Raw genomic sequence first — 18700 nt, 5'->3', positions numbered from 1 at the left:
TTAATCCAACGCTCTATTAAATTCATTCCTGAACTCAACCACCGAAGGGAATGGAATAAAGAAAACATCAAACCGTAGATATTTTCTATTAAATCTACTAAATTTATCATCTAATAACCCAATCCATTGCGGCATCGATTTAGTCAAGTTGGCAAGAAACTGCTCATGTATAGGAGTTGAAGAGCCATAATCAAATTTATTAAATCCACTCCAGTCGAAACCGATTAAGCATGCATGATTTATACGCACGTCCGAACCCGGCTCACCAGAAACAAATAATTTCCGTACAGACTCCCTAACCTCGTCTTTTGCATATTTATAATGCTTGGTCGCCATACCAAACTCATGCTTATACATTTCATTGGTATGAAAATCATCAATGCTTTTTAGCGCTGAGTCCATAGCAGATGATATTTGCTTATAAAGCTTTGACTCACCAAAGTAAAAATCAACAACTTTGTCCTCTTCATTCCACTTGATGTGTATTCCATCAGAGCCTTTAACTTCATCATTAGAATTAGTTTTTAGTTCCATTTTTGCAACTAACTGAGGAGCTCCAACTATAGCCTCCAGAAGAAAAAACAACAATGTTTCTCCTGCCTCACCTGTTTTATCAGGTGAATCATCAGTAACGTTAGGGTGTCTAAACAAAGATCTAGCCTGTTTTGCTAAAGCTAGCCATTGTTGAGTAGAGAGAGGCTCACTTCTATCTTGCATCGAAAAACAGTAGTCAATTATATATTCATATAGTTTTTCAGCTAAAGCTTTCACCATAGGCCTACCATTACCATCAAATTTCAAATGATGAAATCGAACCTCTGCGCAGAGTGACTTGATGCATAAGGTGTGCTCAACAACATCAATACACGCATCAAAATCTTGTTTTCTGACAGAAACAAATTTATTGACATCATTTATTATTGCCATGAGATTTCCCTAATAAAAAATCAGCAAAATACTGAATCATGGTTGCTCTCTCATGACGATAGATCGCATGATTATAAGTACCTCGGATGGTATTTTTATCTACATGTGCCAGCTGTAACTCTATCCAACGGGAATCAAAACCATGCTCATGTAAGATAGTCGACATCATATGTCTAAAACCATGCCCAGTAACCCGGCCAGCGTATCCAATACGCTTGATAACTTGATTGATACTTGCCTCACTCATAGGCTTGTTCGGATCATTCCGTCCCGGAAAAACATAACGATAGTTTCCTGTCATAGCCTTCAGCTCATAGAGTAAATCTAACGCCTGAGCCGGTAATGGCACAAGGTGTGGTCTACGCATTTTCATTCTTTCAGCAGGAATTTCCCATATAGCGTTAACTAGATCAAATTCCTGCCATTGTGCAGCCCTCAGCTCTATAGTTCTGACCCCGGTGATCATTAGCAATTTAGTTGCTAATTGAACTAGTTTGCTACCAGAGTAAGCTTCAAGCGCGACAAGAAAATCAGGGATCTCACTGGCGGCCAAAAATGGAAAATGCTTAGATTGATGGACCTCTAATGCGCTAGAGAGATCGGCTGCCGGGTTAAACTCGGCACGGCCTGTCGCGGTTGCATAACGAAAAACCTCCGAGCAACGCTGCCTAACTTTACGCATTTTCTCTAATGCACCACGAGCTTCTATCTTGCGAAGCACGTTAAGCAATTCAAGAGGCTTTATCCCTGAAATTGGTCTGTGTCCTACATAAGGGAAAATATCATTTCTGAAGGCTTCCATGATGTCAGAAGCATATCCAGCCGACCATCTAGCTGACTTCAATTGATGCCATTCCCTAGCAATAACTTCAAACGTGTTACCAACACCTACTTGTTGAGCTAATTTCTGCTCTTTGCGAATTTCACTCGGATTACGCCCTTCTGCCACTATTTTTCGGGCTTCATCACGTTTTGTACGCGCTGCAGCCAATGTGACAATTGGATAAACACCAAGGGAGATCATTTTGGGTTTACCGCCATAGCGATAGCGGAAGCGCCAGCTCTTGCTTCCATTAGGTTCTATAAGCAATGACAGCCCTTGCCCATCTCCAAGTGTATAGGCTTTAGCTTCAGGTTTAGCGCGGCGAATCTGCATATCGTTTAAAGGCATGTGTATAGGAATCCAAGACCGAACAGGAACATATACGCAATCCTATACATATTAGATGCCGGATTCCACCGGAACAGTACGGACTAATACGGATTAAAAAAGCTAAAATACCTTATAAAACAGAGTTGTTATGGATTAATACGGACATTACAGGAAGAGAGGATGGTGCCGATAATAGGAGTCGAACCTACGACCTTCGCATTACGAATGCGCTGCTCTACCAACTGAGCTATATCGGCATCGAGCCAAGCCTGCGGGGCAAGCCGGAAGTGCGTTGAACAAGGTAGACCTGCGTGCGAAATGAGTCAATAGCCGCCGGGGCGTTTGGTCGTTTTGCAAGCAACCGCACTGCGGCACACTCAACCTTCCCCAAAAACAATCAGGGCGCAGCACGCTGCGCCCTGATCTCTTTATGACCGCAATCCGGCCTTAGCTGCGCACCAGATCGTCGCCGTAGCCGATCCACTTATAGGTGGTCAGCGCGTCCAGGCCCATCGGGCCGCGGGCGTGCAGTTTCTGGGTGCTCACCGCCACTTCCGCGCCCAGGCCGAACTGGCCGCCGTCGGTGAAACGGGTGCTGGCGTTGACATACACCGCCGAGGAGTCCACCGCGCGCACGAAGTGCTCGGCGCTGCTCAGCGAGCGGGTGAGGATCGCGTCGGAGTGGTTGGTGCCGTGGGTGCGGATGTGGTCGATGGCCTGATCGATATCGTCCACCAGCAGCACGTTCAGATCCAGCGACAGCCATTCGTCGTCGTAATCTTCCGCGTTCACTGGCACCACCGTCGCCGGGCCGCCCTGCAGCAGCGGCAGCGCGTTTTCCGCCGCGTGCAGCGTCACGCCCGCCGCCGCCATTTTGGCGCTCAGCGCCGGCAGGAACTCGGCGGCGATGCTGCGGTTCACCAGCAGCGTCTCCAGCGAGTTACAGGCGCTGGGGCGCTGGATCTTGGCGTTTTCAATCACCGTCAGCGCCTTGTCGAAATCGACGTCGGCATCCACGTAGGTGTGGCACACACCGATGCCGCCGGTGATCACCGGGATGGTCGATTGCTCGCGGCACAGCTTGTGCAGGCCGGCGCCGCCGCGCGGGATCAGCATGTCGACATAGCGGTCCAGGCGCAGCAGTTCGTTCACCAGCGCGCGATCCGGGCTGTCGATCGCCTGCACCGCCGCCGCCGGCAGGCCGCACTGTTCCAGCGCCTGCTGGATCACTTTCACCGTCGCCTGGTTGGTGTTGTGCGTCTCTTTACCGCCGCGCAGGATCACCGCATTACCGGTTTTCAGGCACAGGCTGGCGACGTCGATGGTGACGTTCGGCCGCGCCTCGTAAATCACGCCGATCACGCCGAGCGGCACCCGGCGGCGCTCCAGCTTCAGCCCGCTGTCCAGCAGGTTGCCGTCCAGCACATGGCCGACCGGATCGTTCAGGCGGCACACCTGGCGCACGTCGTTGGCGATCGCCGCCAGGCGCGCCGGAGTCAGCAGCAGGCGATCGAGCAGCGCTTCGCTCATGCCGGTGGCGCGCGCCTGCACCATGTCTTGTTCGTTCGCCAGCAGGATCGCTTCGCTGTTGGCTTCCAGCCTGTCGGCCATCACCGACAGCACCTGATTCTTCTTCGCCGTGCTCAGCACCGCCAGCTGCCAGGAGGCCTGCTTGGCGGCCTTCCCCATCTGCTCCAGCATGCTCACTCCTTAACTGACAATCATATCGTCGCGGTGCACTGCCACCGGACCGTATTCATAACCGAGGATTTCGGTGATTTCCTGCGAGTGGTGCCCGGCGATCATGCGCATTGCGTCACTGTTGTAGCGGCTGACGCCATGCGCCAGATCGCGCCCCGCCAGGTTGCGGATGCGGATCACTTCGCCGCGCGAGAAGTCGCCCTTCACTTCGCGGATGCCTTTCGGCAGCAGCGAGCTGCCGCGCGCCATCATCGCTTCCACCGCGCCGTCGTCGACGGTGATCTCACCGGCCGGCGGCGCGCCGAAGATCCAGCGCTTGCGGTTTTCCAGCGGGGTTTCCAGCGCGTGGAAACGGGTGCCCACCGGTTTGCCTTCGATCACGTCCGCCACCACGCCCGGCTTGCTGCCCGCGGCGATCACCACGTCGATGCCGGCGCGGCAGGCCACGTCGGCCGCCTGCAGCTTGGTGCCCATGCCGCCGGTGCCCAGACCGGAGACGCTGTCGCCGGCGATGGCGCGCAGCGCGTCGTCGATGCCGTGCACTTCACGGATCAGTTCGGCCTGCGGGTTGTTGCGCGGATCGGCGGTGTAGAGGCCCTGCTGATCGGTCAGCAGCAGCAGTTTGTCGGCCCCGGCCAGAATGGCCGCCAGCGCCGACAGGTTATCGTTGTCGCCCACTTTGATTTCGGCGGTGGCGACGGCGTCGTTCTCATTGATTACCGGCACGATGCGGTTGTCCAGCAGCGCCGTCATGGTGTCGCGCGCGTTAAGGAAGCGCTCGCGGTCTTCCAGATCGGCGCGCGTCAGCAGCATCTGCCCGACGTGGATGCCGTAAATGGAGAACAGCTGTTCCCACAGCTGGATCAGCCGGCTCTGCCCCACCGCCGCCAGCAGCTGCTTGGAGGCGATGGTGGCGGGCAGCTCGGGGTAGCCCAGGTGTTCGCGCCCGGCGGCGATGGCGCCGGAGGTGACGATGACGATGCGGTGGCCCGCGGCGTGTTGCTGCGCGCACTGGCGCACCAATTCGACGATGTGGGCGCGGTTCAGACGCAGCGATCCGCCGGTCAACACGCTGGTGCCCAATTTCACAACCAATGTCTGGCTGCCGTTCATAGTATTTCTGCCGTGTGTAATGATGAGAAGAAGAGTGCAAAGGTCTTTGTAACAGGAGAGACGCGTTATGCCAACAGGCACAACGCGAAATCAGCACAATACGTGGTCAAACGGGGTCAGGCGGAGAGTTTGATCAGTTTTTCTTTGAAATCGTCGGCGGGTTCCAGCCCCAGCTCCATGGTCGCCAGCAGCTCGCCCAGGCGGCGATGGAAGTCGCGCAGGGTGTCTTCCAGCTTGGCGTTCACTTCATCATCCTTAATGTTTTGCGCCGTCCAGTCGCCTTCCTTGTCGAACAGGCCGAATTGGTACGAATAGGTGAAGCGCGCCTCTTCCGCCTGCAGCTCCATCCACCAGCCCCAGAACTCACGCTTCTCCGGAGCGGGCTTTACATTGACGCAGACGGCCAAACAATCAAAGAAAAACCGGTCGTTCTCACATTGCCCTTCACGCAGGTACGGCCCCAAGCTGGCAAAACGTTTCATTAGTCGGCTTTTAGGGTGACCACTCGGTAACGTCATTCTCTCACCTCCTCAATGTAGACCACTCTTTTTAACAAATTGTTAAAATTTAGCAACTAATTAACGCATTTTGTCCTTCAGCCAACCGGACATCTGCAGCAACGCCCGGTGGAAGCTGTCGTAAACCGGGGTGCGCGGGATGGCGACCAGCTTGCCGCTCACCGAAGAGGTGACGATCAGCTGCGACTCCTCTTTCGGGCTGAGCGTATCGCGCTCCCAGTAGCCGGAGATCATCGGCGTCGGGCAGCGGCGCCCCAGCAGCCCCTGCATTTTCAGCGAGTAGCTGTTCAGTTCCACCTTCAGCACGTTGTCCGAGGCGTTAGCCATGCCCATGCGGCTGGCCAGTACGTCCATATACATGTCCGGCACGTTCAGCTGGGTGCTGCTGTCACACAGCAGGCGATGCACCACCGGCCCCAGGCAGGCCACGCCGCGCAGCCGCTGCGGCTCCAGGTAGGCCAATCGCACCGCCACGTTGGCGCCGAAGCGGAAGCCGAAGGCGCTCACCCGCTGATGATCCACCCACGGCACCGAGGCCAGCTGGATCAACACCTGCTGGTGCAGGTAGCTGGAGTCCTGCGTCAGCTTCCATTTGCAGGAGGAGCCGATCGACGGCATGTCGAGCGTCAGCATGGCGATGCCGTGCGGCGCCAGATAGTCGCGGAACAGGCGATGATAGTCAGTCTGCAGCGTATCGAGGCTGCCGCACATCAGCACCGTCGGGAACGGTGCTTCGCCCTTCTCCGGCATGTGCAGGAACCCGGTGACGCTACCGCCGCCTTCGATGCGAAACTCCAGTTCTTTCAGCTGATACGGCAGCAGCAGCGCCGCCTCTTCGTACGCGCGGTTGGCGAGCATCTCCGCCTGTTCGGCCAGTTCGTCGCCCTTCAGGTGCGGGTAGCCGGCGATGCTGTACAGGCTCGCGGCCTTCAACCAGTATTCACCGCCGAGCAGCGGATCCTGCTGCTCCGTCGCCCGCTGTTGCCACTGCATGCCCTGATGGATCCACTCGTAGATCCAGTTGCCGTTGCGGTAGCCCACCACGGTATCCAGCCGCTGCGGGTTGCTGCGCTCGGCGTCGGAGGCGGCGATGCGCGCCAGCACTTCGTGGATTTCGATCGGGCTGACGCCGCGCCAGGCCCACAGCAGCGGGTTCAGCATGCGGTACCAGCTGCCGGTGGTGTCACCTTCCAATGCGGAATGCATGGCGGCGCTCACTTTGTTGCGCGCGCGCAGCACCAGCGTCGAGGTTTCAGGGTGTTTGAATTTGGGCTTGAAAAGAATTTCAGAAAGGTTGGCCTGTGCCATGGTAACAACAGCCTCCGTAAATCTGGCGATAGGCCGCAACAGGCCTACTTAACTGGAGGTAGTGTACCTAACTCTGGCGGGATAAACCAAGATAACGCAAACGCCCGGCATAACCGGGCGTCAGGCGGCGGACAAAGGAGGAAAAAGCGTGGTTTTTCCTCCTTTGTGGTCAACGGCCGAAAATCAATAAATTGATTTTCCTTGTTTTTTATATCGTGCCTTCGGTAAGCCTGACAACGCCATCACGTTTATCCTTAAACAAACGCCCGGCATAACCGGGCGTTGACTTGGAACTGGCTGGGCTTAGCGACCGCCGATAGGGGGAACGAAGCTGACGCCCATGTCCCACGGCTGCTCAATCCAGGTGTCCTGCGGGATGTCGATCACATAGTCGTCCACCAGCGGACGGCCCGCCGGCTTGGCGAAGATGGTGACGAAATGCGCTTTCGGGTACATGTCGCGGATCGCTTTTGCGGTGCCGCCGGTATCCACCAGATCGTCCACCACGATGAAACCTTCACCGTCGCCTTCGGCGCGCTTGAGCACTTTCATTTCGCGCTGGTTGTCATGGTCGTAGCTGGAAATGCAGACGGTATCCACATAGCGAATGCCAAGTTCGCGCGCCAGCAGGCCCGCCGGCACCAGGCCGCCGCGGCTGACGGCAATGATGCCGGTCCATTTGTCGGCAGGCAGCAGGCGGTGCGCCAGCTTGCGTGCGTGTATTTGCAGCATATCCCAGGTAACAACGTATTTTTCGCTCATAGAATCGTGTCCCAGCCGGCTGGTGAAGCGGCTTACTTTATAGTTCAGGGGAAAAAAGGTTGCGCGAGATTATAGAGACTGGCCGCGTTGAATTCCAGCTGTACCGAGGAAAACCTCGCGATTTCCGCCGGGCGGATTTTCGGTGATTGATGCTGAAAAAACGAGCGTTCCCGCCGCGAAGCCGTGTGATCAAGCGCTTAAACCGCACAATACGGGGCGCGCACCGCCGGAAATAAAGTGATATTCTCTGACGATCGTGCCACGACGCACAGATACCCGCTCACCTTAACCGCGCGGCACGCCCGTCCTGTCGGAGCCTGCCGTCACAGGAGACTTATAGTGTCTGAATTGTCTCAGCTTTCGCCACAGCCGCTGTGGGATATTTTCGCCAAGATCTGTTCTATCCCGCACCCTTCTTATCATGAAGAAGCGCTGGCGCAGCACATCCTCACCTGGGCCAAAGAAAAGAACCTGCACGCCGAGCGCGATCAGGTCGGCAATATCCTGCTGCGCAAACCGGCCACCAAAGGCATGGAAAATCGCAAGTCGGTCGCGCTGCAGGCGCACCTGGACATGGTGCCGCAAAAGAATAACGACACCGTGCACGACTTCGCCAAGGATCCGATCCAGCCTTATATCGCCGGCGAGTGGGTGAAAGCGCGCGGCACCACGCTGGGCGCCGACAACGGCATCGGCATGGCCTCCGCCCTGGCGGTGCTGGCCGACGACAGCGTTGAGCACGGCCCGCTGGAAGTCCTGCTGACCATGACCGAAGAAGCGGGCATGGACGGCGCCTTCGGGCTGCAGCCGAACTGGCTGCAGGCGGACATCCTGATCAATACCGATTCCGAAGAAGAAGGCGAAATCTACATGGGTTGCGCCGGCGGTATCGACTTCATCACCACCCTGCCACTGCAGCGCGAAGCGGTGCCGGCCGGTTATCAAACCCTGAAGCTGACCCTCAAGGGCCTGAAAGGCGGCCACTCCGGCGCCGAGATCCACGTCGGGCTGGGCAACGCCAACAAACTGCTGGCGCGCTTCCTGTTCGCCCATGCGGCGGCGCTGAACCTGCGCGTGCTGGATCTGAACGGGGGCACCCTGCGCAACGCCATCCCGCGTGAAGCCTCCGCGGTGGTTGCGGTGCCGGCGGAAAAAGCCGACGCGCTGAAAGCGCTGAGCCAGGAGTTCCTGGCGGTGCTGCAGAACGAACTCTCCGCCAAAGAGAAGAACATCACCGTGCTGCTGGAGCCGGCCACCAGCGCTTCGCAGGCGCTGAGCGCCGACAGCCAGCAACGCTTCCTGGCGCTGCTGAACGGCACGCCGAACGGCGTGATCCGCATGAGCGACGCAGTCAAAGGCGTAGTGGAAACCTCGCTGAACGTCGGCGTGGTCACCACCAGCGAAAACGAAGCGGAAATCATCTGCCTGATCCGCTCCCTGATCGACAGCGGCAAAGATTACGTGGTCGAGATGCTGACCGCGCTGGGCCAGCTGGCCGGCGCCAAAGTGGCGCCGAAGGGCGGCTACCCGGGCTGGCAGCCGGACGCCGACTCGCCGGTGATGCACCTGGTGCGCGAGCTGTATCAGGATCTGTTCAACAAGACGCCGAACATCATGGTGATCCACGCCGGCCTGGAATGCGGCCTGTTCAAAAAGCCGTATCCAAACATGGACATGGTATCGATCGGGCCAACCATTACCGGCCCGCACTCGCCGGATGAGCAGGTGCATATCGAAAGCGTCGGTCTGTACTGGAAGCTGCTGACCTCGCTGCTGAAAGCGATCCCTGAGCGCGCGTAATCTGCGCGCTTAACGCAAAAAGCCGGCGACTCGCCGGCTTTTTTATTCCCAAGGCAGCGCCAGCTGCCGCTCCAGCTGCGGATCGAGCAGCGTCACATGCAGCCCCACCAGCCGCACGCCGCGCCCTTCGCGCCGCTCGCGCCACGCCTGCCGCGCCACCGCCAGCAAATCCTGCTGATTCAGCACCGGGAAGACGTGCTCCTGGGTGGTTTGCTGAAAATCCTGAAACTTCAGCTTCACGCCCTGCCGGGCGATGTGCAGATCCGGCTTTACCTTGCGCAACCGCATCTCCAACTCGGGATAGAGTTTGTCGATAATCAGCGTTTCGCAGTCTTCCCAGTCGTGAATGTCTTCCGCCAGCGTGCGCTCCACCCCCACCGATTTGCGCAGCCGCTCCGCCGAGATTTCGCGCCGATCGATGCCCTGACACCGCTCCCACAACACCCGGCCAAACTTGCCGAAGCGCTTGAGCAGCTGCGCCAAATCGTATTGCTGCACGTCGGCGCAGGTGATAAGCCCCACTTCCTCCAGCCGTTTGGCGGTCACCTTGCCGACGCCGGGGATCTTGCTGAGCGGCAGCTGCTGCAAAAACGCCGGCACCTGCGCCGGCGTGATCACGTATTGCCCGTTCGGCTTGTTCATCTCGGAGGCGATTTTGGCGAGAAACTTGATCGGCGCGACGCCGGCCGACGCGGTGAGATTCAGCTCGTCGGCGATCGCCTGACGGATCTCCTGGGCGATCAGCGTCGCCGAGCCGTTGCATTGCGGGCTGTCGGTCACGTCGAGATAGGCTTCATCGAGCGACAGTGGCTCGATCAACGGAGTATAGCGGGCGAAGATTTCACGGATGTGCAGCGAAGCCTCTTTGTAGGCCGCCATGCGCCCCGGCAGCAGGGTGAGATGCGGGCACAGCTTGAGCGCCATCGCCGTGGACATGGCGCTGTGTACGCCGTAGCGCCGCGCCGGGTAGTTGGCGGTGCTGATCACCCCGCGCCGATCGGCGCTGCCGCCAATCGCCAATGGGATCTCACGCAGGCTGGGATCGTCGCGCATTTCCACCGCCGCGAAGAAGCAGTCCATATCGACATGAATGATTTTACGCATCGCACCCTCCAGTAACACTGTATAAGTATACAGTCAGATGCCGAAAGCTCAAGGCCGCAGGCTTCGATGAAAGCGCCGCTTCCGTCAGATATTTCCGCGTTGTTAAAAAAGCTTAATTTTTCAATAGTATGATCTCAGCTATCCCCTGCGGCTCACCACAACGATAATGACAAGGTACTCTACATGAACAGATTTTCTCATTGGCTGCTGGCTTCCGCGCTGTCGCTGAGCGCGCTGGCGGCCAGCGCTGCCGGTCACGCGCCGGCGATCGTCGCCCATCGCGGCGGCACCGCCGATGCGCCGGAAAACACTCGCATCGCCATCGAAACCGCGCTGAAAAACGGTGCCGACGCCATTTGGATCACCCTGCAAGAATCCAAAGACGGCGTCATCGTGCTGTATCGCCCCTCGGATCTGAAGGCGCTGACCAACCGGCAGGGCCCGGTTTCTGCGTATACCGCCGCGCAATTGGCCGAGACCGATGCCGGCTGGGCGTTCGCCAAAGGCGATGCGCATCCGTTCCGCGGCCAGGGCATCGGCATTCCGCAGCTGGACGAGGTGCTAAAGGCGTTCCCGCACGTCACCTTCTATCTGGACATCAAATCCCCGGACGCCGATCCGGCGCAGTTTGGCCAGGCGCTGCTGGCGACGTTGCAAAGCACCGACAGCCTGAACCGCATCCGCGTCTACTCTACCGACGCCAAATACCTGCAGGCGCTGCCGCCGGCCATCCCCCGCTTTGAAAGCCGCGACGAAACCCGCACGCTGCTGGCCAACGTCACCATGGCGCACCAGTGCGACGTCAAACCGGACAACCGGCAGCCGCGCTGGTACGGGCTGGAGCTGAAGCGCGAGGTGGAGGTGGTAGAGAAATATACCCTCGGAGAGGGGCGTTCTAAGGCGTTTCTGACCTGGGATAAAGAGTCGATGGACTGTTTCCGCTCGCAGGGCCCGGCGCACATCATTCTGTTCGGCGTCAACACGCCGCAGGCGTATCAGCAGGCACTGGCGCTGGGGGCCGACGGCGTGATGGTCAACTCGCCGGCCGAGGCGAAAAGCTTCCGCAAGGCGAAATAAAAAACCCGGCCAAGGCCGGGTTTTCGCTTCGCTACAGAATGCGGTGCTTGTCCAACTGCTCGCGCCGCTGCGCCGCTTTGGCTTCGCGCTTTTTGCGCGCATCGCAGGGTTCCGGGCAGTCGCAGACTTTCTCCATGCCCAGCGCGGTGATGCCGCCGCAGCTGCCCTGCAGGCTTTTGCGTTTGAACACGTAACCCAGCGACATCCCGCCAACGATCAGCAAGAACAACACGAAGGTAGCGGCGAATACCGTCAACATAGCAACCTCACGAACGCTTTTTCAGATAGGGTTTGAACGCGTCCGAATAACGCTCCTCAAACCCGTCGGCGGTTTTCACGATCATGAACACCGGGATACCGAGCAGGTTGGCCAGCGCCATGCCGCGCTCCGGCCCCATCACGTTCAGGCCGGTGGACAGGCCGTCGGCGGTCATGCAGGTCGGGCTCAGCACGGTGATCGACACCAGCCGATGATGGATCGGCCGCCCGGTGACCGGATCGATGGTGTGCGAATAGCGCACCCCGTCCTGCTCGAAGTAGTTGCGATAGTCACCCGAGGTGGCGATCGACATCTCCCCCGGCTGGATCACCAGCTGCGCCTGCTGCTGCGCGCCGGCGGTCGGGCGCTCGATGGCAATGCGCCACGGCTTTTGCTCGCCGTTACGCCCGCGGGTACGAACTTCACCGCCGATATCCACCATGTAGTCTTTCACGTGTTGCGATTGCAGATACTCCGCCACCACGTCCACGCCGTATCCTTTGGCAATCGAAGACAGGTCGACATACAGCTCGGGGATGCTTTTCACCAGCGCGCTGCCCTGCACCGCCAGTTTATCGGCGCCGGTCCAGGCGCGGCGGTGCTCCAGTTCCGCCTCGCTCGGCACTTTGTCCGGCCGCCCTTCCGGGCCGAAACCCCATAGGTTGACCAGCGGCCCGACGGTCACGTCCAGCGCGCCATCAGTAACGCGGTTGATGCGCAGCGCTTCGCGCACCACTTCGGCGGTGGCCGGCGAAACCGGGAACGGCCGGTCAATGTCGCGGCTGGCGTTGAAGCGGCTTAGCTCGGAATCCGGCCGGTAGGTGGACATCTGATCGTTCACCTGTTCCAGCCGTTTGTCGATCTCCGCCTGCATCTCGCGCGCCGACGGCGTATCGTCGCCGGTCACGTAACGGATCGAATACGAGGTGCCCATGGTTTTACCCGTCAGATCCACCTGTTCCGGCCCGCAGCCGGTCAGCAGCAGGGTGGCGCTCAGCGCCACGCCCGTCAGCCAGTTCTTCGTCGCCAATGCGCGCAATTTAGCCACCAAAGTCATCCAGCATGATGTTTTCGTCTTCGACGCCCAGATCTTTGAGCATCTTGATCACCGCGGCGTTCATCATCGGCGGCCCGCACATGTAAAACTCGCAGTCCTCCGGCGCCGGGTGGTTCTTCAGGTAGTTCTCCAGCAGAACATTATGGATAAAGCCGGTGTAGCCGGTCCAGTTATCTTCCGGCTGCGGATCCGACAGCGCCACGTGCCAGGTGAAGTTGTCGTTCTCCGCCTGCAGTTGGTTGAAGTCGTCTTCATAGAACATCTCGCGCAGCGAACGTGCGCCGTACCAGAAGGTGATCTTGCGTTTCGAGTTCAGGCGCTTGAGCTGATCGAAGATGTGCGAGCGCATCGGCGCCATGCCCGCGCCGCCGCCGATAAAGATCATTTCGGCGTCGGTGTCCTTGGCGAAGAACTCGCCGAACGGCCCGGAAATGGTCACCTTGTCGCCCGGCTTCAGCGACCAGATATAGGAAGACATGATGCCCGGCGGCACCTCCGGATTGTTCGGCGGCGGCGTGGCGATACGCACGTTGAGCATGATGATGCCCTTTTCTTCCGGGTAGTTGGCCATCGAGTAGGCGCGTACCGTGGTGTCGTTCACCGTCGAGCGGTAGCGGAACAGGTTGAACTTGTCCCAGTCGCCGCGATACTCCTGCGGCACGTCGAAGTCGGCGTAGCTGATGTCGTGCGCCGGCGCTTCGATCTGGATGAAACCGCCCGCGCGGAACGGCACGTCTTCGCCATCGGGGATCTTCAGCTTCAGCTCTTTGATAAAGGTGGCTTTGTTATCGTTGGAGATAACCTCGCACTCCCATTTCTTCACGCCGAAGATCTCTTCCGGCAGCTCGATCTTCAGGTTCTGCTTCACGTTCACCTGGCACGCCAGGCGGCACCCTGCTTTCGCTTCGCGCTTGTTGATGTGCGAGAGCTCGGTCGGCAGGATATCGCCGCCGCCCTCTTTGATCACCACCCGGCACTGGCCGCAGGAGCCGCCGCCGCCGCAGGCCGAGGAGACGAAGATCCCCTGGCTGGAGAGCACGTTGAGCAGCTTGTCGCCCGCCGGCGCATGGAAGCTCTTATCCAGATCGCCGTTGATTTCCACCGCGATGTCGCCGGTGTTCACCAGCTTCGATTTGGCGAACAGGATCAGCAACACCAGCACCATCACGATGGCGGTGAACATCGCTACGCCTAAAATAATTTCCATAAATTCTTCCCGCCTTTACAACTGAACACCGGAGAAGGACATGAAGCCCAGCGCCATCAGTCCGGTGGTGATAAAGGTAATGCCCAGGCCGCGCAGCCCTGCCGGCACGTTGGCATACTTGAGTTTTTCGCGGATCCCCGCCATGGCGACGATCGCCAGCATCCAGCCGGTGCCGGAACCGATGCCGTACACCACCGATTCGGCGAAGTTGTAGTCGCGCTGCACCATGAAGGACACGCCGCCGAAGATGGCGCAGTTCACGGTGATGAGCGGCAGGAAGATGCCGAGCGCGTTATACAGCGACGGGAAGAAGCGATCGAGGATCATCTCCAAAATCTGTACCAGCGCCGCGATCACGCCGATGAAGGTGATGAAGTTGAGGAAGCTCAGATCGACGCCTTCCACCAGCGCACCGTCGCGCAGGATCAGGTTGTAGACCAGGTTGTTCACCGGCACCGAAATGCCGAGCACGATGGTCACCGCGATGCCCAGGCCAAAGGCGGTCGAGACCTTCTTCGAGACCGCCAGGAAGGTACACATCCCGAGGAAGAACGCCAGCGCCATGTTCTCGACGAACACCGCGCGCACAAACAGGCTGATATAGTGTTCCATCGGCCTTTACTCCTTTTCGATCTGCGCCGGCTTCAGGGTGCGCAGCACCCAGATCAGCAGGCCGATGATGAAGAACGCGCTCGGCGCCAGCAGGAACAGGCCGTTCGGCTGATACCAACCGCCGTTCTGCACCGTTTCCAACACCGGCACGCCAAACAGCTTGCCGGAGCCGATCAGCTCGCGCAGGAAACCGACCAGCACCAGGATCACCCCGTAGCCCAGCCCGTTGCCGATGCCGTCCATAAAGCTCTCGATCGGCGGCGACTTCATGGCGTAGGCCTCGGCGCGCCCCATCACGATGCAGTTGGTGATGATAAGGCCAACGAACACCGACAGCTGCTTGGAGATCTCGAACGCATAGGCGCGCAGCAGCTGATCGACCACGATCACCAGCGAGGCGATGATCGCCATCTGCACGATGATGCGCACGCTGTTGGGAATATGGTGACGGATCAGCGAGATGAAGAAGCTGGAGAACGCGGTCACCAGCGTCACCGCAATGGTCATCACCACCGCCGTCTCCAGCTTGGTGGTCACCGCCAGCGCCGAACAGACGCCCAGCACCTGCAGGGCGATCGGGTTATTGTCGAACAGCGGCCCCAGCAGGACCCGCTTTATCTCTTTGGAATCAGCCATTTTTCAGCGCTCCTTCACGAACTTTTTTCAGGAACGGGCCGAAGCCGTGCTCGCCCAACCAGAAATCAAACGTATGCTGCACGCCGTTGGAGGTCAGCGTGGCGCCGGACAGGCCATCCACCCCGTGTACGTCCCCCTGACGCGCGCCGCCTTTCACCACGCGGATCGCCGGCTGGCCGTTGTCGTCGAACAGCTGCTTGCCGACCCACTGCTGGCGCCAGGACGGGTTCTCGACCTCGCCGCCCAGCCCCGGGGTTTCCCCCTGGTCGTAGTAGGTGATGCCCTTGACCGTATTGCCATCGTTATCCAGCGCCACGAAGGCGTACATCATCGACCACAGGCCGGTGCCGTATACCGGCAGCACAATCTTGTTCACCTGGCCGCTTTCATCGCGCACCAGATAGATTTCCGCCTGGTTGCTGCGGCGCTTGATGCCGGCCGGATCGTCGCCCGCCGCCAGCGCCACGCTTTTGGCGTCGTCGCGCAGCGCGGCGCCCAGATCGAACGCCGCCGCTTTGCCGGCGACAAACTCGCCGCTGTTCAGATCCACCAGGCGCGGTTCGATGCGCTCGCTGTACAGGCGCTTGACCTGCTCGCTCTCCATTTTCGGCTGCAACAGGCCGGCTACGTCGAGAATATTGCGCTGCTTATCGAGCAGCTTTTGCTCCTGCTGTTTGGACTTCAGGCCGACGGCGGAGCCCGCCACCACCACTGAACACACCAGACACAGCAGCAGCACTACCAGCAGCGTTTTACCGATGCCGTCATTTTTCGCTTCATTCGCCACGGGCTTTTCTCCGCTTGATGTTGGCCTGCACCACCAGGTAATCGAACAGCGGCGCGAACAGGTTGGCGAACAGGATCGCCAGCATCATGCCTTCCGGATAGGCGGGGTTGACTACCCTAATCAGCACGCACATCACGCCGATCAGAATGCCGTACCACCATTTCCCCTTATTGGTGAAGGAGGCCGAAACCGGGTCGGTCGCCATAAAGATCATGCCGAAGGCGAAGCCGCCCAGCACCAGATGCCAGTACCACGGCATGGCGAACATCGGGTTGGTGTCCGAACCGATGGCGTTGAACAACAGGGCGGAAGCCACCATGCCGAGCATTACGCCGGCGACGATGCGCCAGGAGGCCACGCGGCCGAACAGGATAATCGCCCCGCCGATCAGGATCATCAGCGTGGATACCTCACCGATGGAGCCGGGAATGTTGCCGAGGAAAGCGTCCATCCAGCTGATGGACTGGCCGGTGGCCACGTTGCTCAGGCTGTGCGCCCCGCCCGCGCTCCACTGCGCCAGCGGCGTCGCGCCGGAGAAACCGTCCGCGGAAGTCCACACCAGATCGCCGGAGATCTGCGCCGGATAGGCGAAGAACAGGAAGGCGCGGCCGGCCAGCGCCGGGTTGAGGAAGTTGCGCCCGGTGCCGCCGAAGATCTCTTTGGCCACCACCACGCCGAAGGTGATGCCCAGCGCGGCCTGCCACAGCGGCAGGGTCGGCGGCACGATCAGCGCGAACAGGATAGAGGTGACGAAGAAACCTTCGTTGACCTCATGCTTGCGGATAATGGCGAACAGCACTTCCCAGAAGCCGCCGACGACGAACACCACGGCGTAGATCGGCAGGAAGTAACAGGCGCCCAGCACCATTTTGCTGACCCAGCCGGCGTCGGCCGCCAGCGAGGCGCCGAGCCACTGCGCCAGGCGATAATGCCAGTCGCCCGCCAACACCTGTTGCAGCGCCTCGCCGCTGTACAGATGGTGCAGCGCCGGGATCGCCTGCTGGCCGACGTTGTACATGCCCCAGAACATCGCCGGGAACACCGCCAGCCACACCAGGATCATCATGCGTTTCAAATCGATGGCGTCGCGCACGTGCGAAGCGCCGCGCGTCACCGTGCCGGGGGTGTAAAACACCGTGGTGGTCGCTTCATACAGCGGGTACCACTTTTCCAGTTTGCCGCCCGGCGTGAAGTGATGCTCTATCTTCTCGAAATAATTCTTCAGGCCCATCGGTTATCCTTCCTGCTCAATCTTGGTCAGCACCTCGCGCAGCACCGGCGCGTACTCATACTTGCCGGGGCAAACGAAGGTGCACAGCGCCAGATCTTCCTCGTCCAGCTCCAGACAACCCAGCGCCTGCGCGCTGTCGCTGTCGCCCGCCAGCAGATCGCGCAGCAGCAGCGTCGGCAAAATATCCAGCGGCATCACCCGCTCGTAGTTGCCGATCGGCACCATGGCGCGCTCGCCGCCGTTAGTGGTGGTTGAGAAGGCGAACAGTTTGTTCTTCAGGAAGTGGCCCAGCGTGGTGCGGGTAATGGAAAACTTGTTCGGCGAGGGCACGATCCAACCGAACAGCTCTTTGTCGCGCCCTTCTTCCAGCACCGACACCTGCGAGTGGAAGCGGCCGAGCCAGGCGTTCGGCCCGGCGGCGTGCATGCCGTTCAGCACCGAACCGGAGATCACCCGATTCTCGCCGCCTTTCAGGCGGCCGGCGGTCAGCTCATCGAGGCTGGCCCCCAGGCGGGTGCGCAGCAGCGCCGGCTGCGCCACCTGCGGCCCGGCCAGCGCCACCACACGGCGGGTGTCGAGCTTGCCGGTGGTGAACAGCGTGCCGATGGCGATCACGTCCTGGTAACCGATGTGCCAAACGGTTTTCTTCAGGCTGACCGGTTCAAGGAAGTGAATGTGGGTGCCCGCCAGCCCGGCGGGATGCGGGCCGGCAAATTCGCTGTAGGCGATCTGCGGGCCGCTCTGCTGGCCAACCGAGGCGCCGGCGGCGTGGCATACGTGCACCTTGCCCGCCGTCAGGCGCGCCAGCACCACCAGCCCGGCGTTGAACGCCGCCTGCTGCTCGGCGATGATCACCTGCGGATCGGCGGCCAACGGCTGGGTGTCCATCGCGGTGACGAAAATGGCGCGCGGTTCACTGCCGGGAGCCGGCGTCTTGCTGAACGGACGGGTGCGCAGCGCGGTCCACAGGCCGCTGGCGATCAGTTCGCTTTCGACCTGCTCGCGCGGCAGCTGGGCCAGTTCACCCAGCGGGTAGTGCGCGAACTCGAGCTGATCGTCGCCGCCGTTTTCCAGCGCAATCACCACCGATTGCAATACGCGCCGCTCGCCGCGGTTAATCGCGGCGATGCGGCCGCTGGCGGGAGCCGTGAAGAAAACCCCGGGGTTTTTCTTGTCTTCGAACAACGCCTGGCCTTTCTTAACGGTATCGCCTTCCTGCACCAGCATGGAGGGGCGCATTCCGACATACTCTTCCCCAAGCAGGGCGACATGCTGAATGTTCGGGCCATCTTGGATCGCCTGAACCGGAACCCCGGCTATCGGCAGATCTAACCCTTTTCTGATCTTAATCATAGGATTTATACGATGTAGTTTGGTTTACACGTCTGCCCGGCCCCAGAGGCGGGTGCGGACGATGCCAGGATTGCCGGGCAGTGCGCACGACGGCA

Annotated in this window: 18 protein-coding genes and 1 tRNA gene; 2 read left to right on the top strand and 17 right to left on the bottom strand. The window is 59.5% G+C overall.

Going from position 1 to position 18700, the window contains the following annotated elements:
* The 8 genes from ACJ8PN_RS24220 to gpt form a co-directional block, all read right to left on the bottom strand.
* Positions 1 to 927, bottom strand: coding sequence for a HamA C-terminal domain-containing protein (locus ACJ8PN_RS24220; RefSeq protein WP_164025247.1), 927 nt, complete (start codon positions 925 to 927; stop codon positions 1 to 3).
* Positions 911 to 2098, bottom strand: coding sequence for a tyrosine-type recombinase/integrase (locus ACJ8PN_RS24215; RefSeq protein WP_164025249.1), 1188 nt, complete (start codon positions 2096 to 2098; stop codon positions 911 to 913). The genes ACJ8PN_RS24220 and ACJ8PN_RS24215 overlap by 17 nt, the downstream gene beginning before the upstream one ends.
* Positions 2099 to 2261: 163 nt before the next feature.
* Positions 2262 to 2337 (bottom strand) — tRNA-Thr (locus tag ACJ8PN_RS24210).
* Positions 2338 to 2527: 190 nt separating this feature from the next.
* On the bottom strand, positions 2528 to 3781 hold the full coding sequence (gene proA / locus ACJ8PN_RS24205) for a glutamate-5-semialdehyde dehydrogenase (RefSeq protein WP_171453372.1): 1254 nt from the start codon (positions 3779 to 3781) through the stop codon (positions 2528 to 2530).
* A 9-nt stretch (positions 3782 to 3790) separates the two neighbouring features.
* A complete protein-coding gene (gene proB, locus ACJ8PN_RS24200) occupies positions 3791 to 4894 on the bottom strand; it encodes a glutamate 5-kinase (RefSeq protein WP_033634090.1) in 1104 nt (367 codons plus the stop codon).
* A 116-nt stretch (positions 4895 to 5010) separates the two neighbouring features.
* Positions 5011 to 5412 (bottom strand): sigma factor-binding protein Crl, encoded by a 402-nt coding sequence (gene crl / locus ACJ8PN_RS24195; RefSeq protein WP_004930258.1) that lies wholly within the window; start codon positions 5410 to 5412, stop codon positions 5011 to 5013.
* A 60-nt stretch (positions 5413 to 5472) separates the two neighbouring features.
* Entirely contained in the window at positions 5473 to 6720 is a 1248-nt protein-coding gene (frsA, locus tag ACJ8PN_RS24190) for an esterase FrsA (RefSeq protein WP_033637216.1), read from the bottom strand.
* A 303-nt stretch (positions 6721 to 7023) separates the two neighbouring features.
* Positions 7024 to 7482, bottom strand: a complete 459-nt coding sequence (gene gpt, locus ACJ8PN_RS24185; protein ID WP_004930253.1) for a xanthine phosphoribosyltransferase — start codon at positions 7480 to 7482, stop codon at positions 7024 to 7026.
* Between the two features lie 339 nt (positions 7483 to 7821).
* Here gpt and pepD point away from each other — a divergent pair, with 339 nt between their 5' ends.
* Entirely contained in the window at positions 7822 to 9282 is a 1461-nt protein-coding gene (gene pepD, locus ACJ8PN_RS24180; RefSeq protein WP_351110113.1) for a beta-Ala-His dipeptidase, read from the top strand.
* A gap of 42 nt (positions 9283 to 9324) precedes the next feature.
* On the opposite strand, the gene dinB is transcribed toward pepD, so the two are convergent.
* Positions 9325 to 10386, bottom strand: coding sequence for a DNA polymerase IV (gene dinB, locus ACJ8PN_RS24175; RefSeq protein ID WP_442535297.1), 1062 nt, complete (start codon positions 10384 to 10386; stop codon positions 9325 to 9327).
* Between the two features lie 183 nt (positions 10387 to 10569).
* On the opposite strand from dinB, the gene ACJ8PN_RS24170 reads away from it, so the two are divergent.
* A complete protein-coding gene (locus ACJ8PN_RS24170) occupies positions 10570 to 11463 on the top strand; it encodes a glycerophosphodiester phosphodiesterase family protein (RefSeq protein WP_442535296.1) in 894 nt (297 codons plus the stop codon).
* Between the two features lie 31 nt (positions 11464 to 11494).
* Here ACJ8PN_RS24170 and nqrM read toward each other — a convergent pair whose 3' ends face one another.
* From nqrM to ACJ8PN_RS24130, 8 genes are read right to left on the bottom strand one after another with little or no spacing between them, the layout of a single operon-like run.
* The gene (gene nqrM / locus ACJ8PN_RS24165) at positions 11495 to 11722 is read right to left on the bottom strand and encodes a (Na+)-NQR maturation NqrM (protein WP_004930244.1); all 228 of its coding nucleotides are present in this window, start codon (positions 11720 to 11722) and stop codon (positions 11495 to 11497) included.
* Positions 11723 to 11729: 7 nt separating this feature from the next.
* On the bottom strand, positions 11730 to 12779 hold the full coding sequence (locus tag ACJ8PN_RS24160; protein WP_351110117.1) for an FAD:protein FMN transferase: 1050 nt from the start codon (positions 12777 to 12779) through the stop codon (positions 11730 to 11732).
* Positions 12763 to 13986 (bottom strand): NADH:ubiquinone reductase (Na(+)-transporting) subunit F, encoded by a 1224-nt coding sequence (nqrF, locus tag ACJ8PN_RS24155; protein ID WP_442535295.1) that lies wholly within the window; start codon positions 13984 to 13986, stop codon positions 12763 to 12765. Before nqrF ends, ACJ8PN_RS24160 begins: the two co-directional genes overlap by 17 nt.
* A gap of 15 nt (positions 13987 to 14001) precedes the next feature.
* Positions 14002 to 14598 carry an NADH:ubiquinone reductase (Na(+)-transporting) subunit E gene (gene nqrE, locus ACJ8PN_RS24150; protein ID WP_015376732.1) on the bottom strand — a complete coding sequence of 199 codons (597 nt, stop codon included), beginning with the start codon at positions 14596 to 14598 and terminating at the stop codon, positions 14002 to 14004.
* Positions 14599 to 14604: 6 nt separating this feature from the next.
* Positions 14605 to 15234, bottom strand: coding sequence for an NADH:ubiquinone reductase (Na(+)-transporting) subunit D (locus ACJ8PN_RS24145; protein WP_004930232.1), 630 nt, complete (start codon positions 15232 to 15234; stop codon positions 14605 to 14607).
* Positions 15227 to 16021: a Na(+)-translocating NADH-quinone reductase subunit C gene (locus tag ACJ8PN_RS24140; protein ID WP_015376731.1), complete on the bottom strand. Its 795-nt coding sequence runs from the start codon at positions 16019 to 16021 to the stop codon at positions 15227 to 15229. The genes ACJ8PN_RS24145 and ACJ8PN_RS24140 overlap by 8 nt, the downstream gene beginning before the upstream one ends.
* Positions 16011 to 17252, bottom strand: coding sequence for an NADH:ubiquinone reductase (Na(+)-transporting) subunit B (locus ACJ8PN_RS24135; protein ID WP_411261901.1), 1242 nt, complete (start codon positions 17250 to 17252; stop codon positions 16011 to 16013). The genes ACJ8PN_RS24140 and ACJ8PN_RS24135 overlap by 11 nt, the downstream gene beginning before the upstream one ends.
* Positions 17253 to 17255: 3 nt before the next feature.
* Positions 17256 to 18605 (bottom strand): Na(+)-translocating NADH-quinone reductase subunit A, encoded by a 1350-nt coding sequence (locus ACJ8PN_RS24130; protein WP_171453364.1) that lies wholly within the window; start codon positions 18603 to 18605, stop codon positions 17256 to 17258.
* Positions 18606 to 18700: the final 95 nt, after the last annotated feature.

This window comes from Serratia sp. CY76391 (genome assembly GCF_052166695.1).
GTDB classification, from domain to species: domain Bacteria; phylum Pseudomonadota; class Gammaproteobacteria; order Enterobacterales; family Enterobacteriaceae; genus Serratia; species Serratia nematodiphila.
This window is presented reverse-complemented; position numbering and strand designations above follow the sequence as displayed.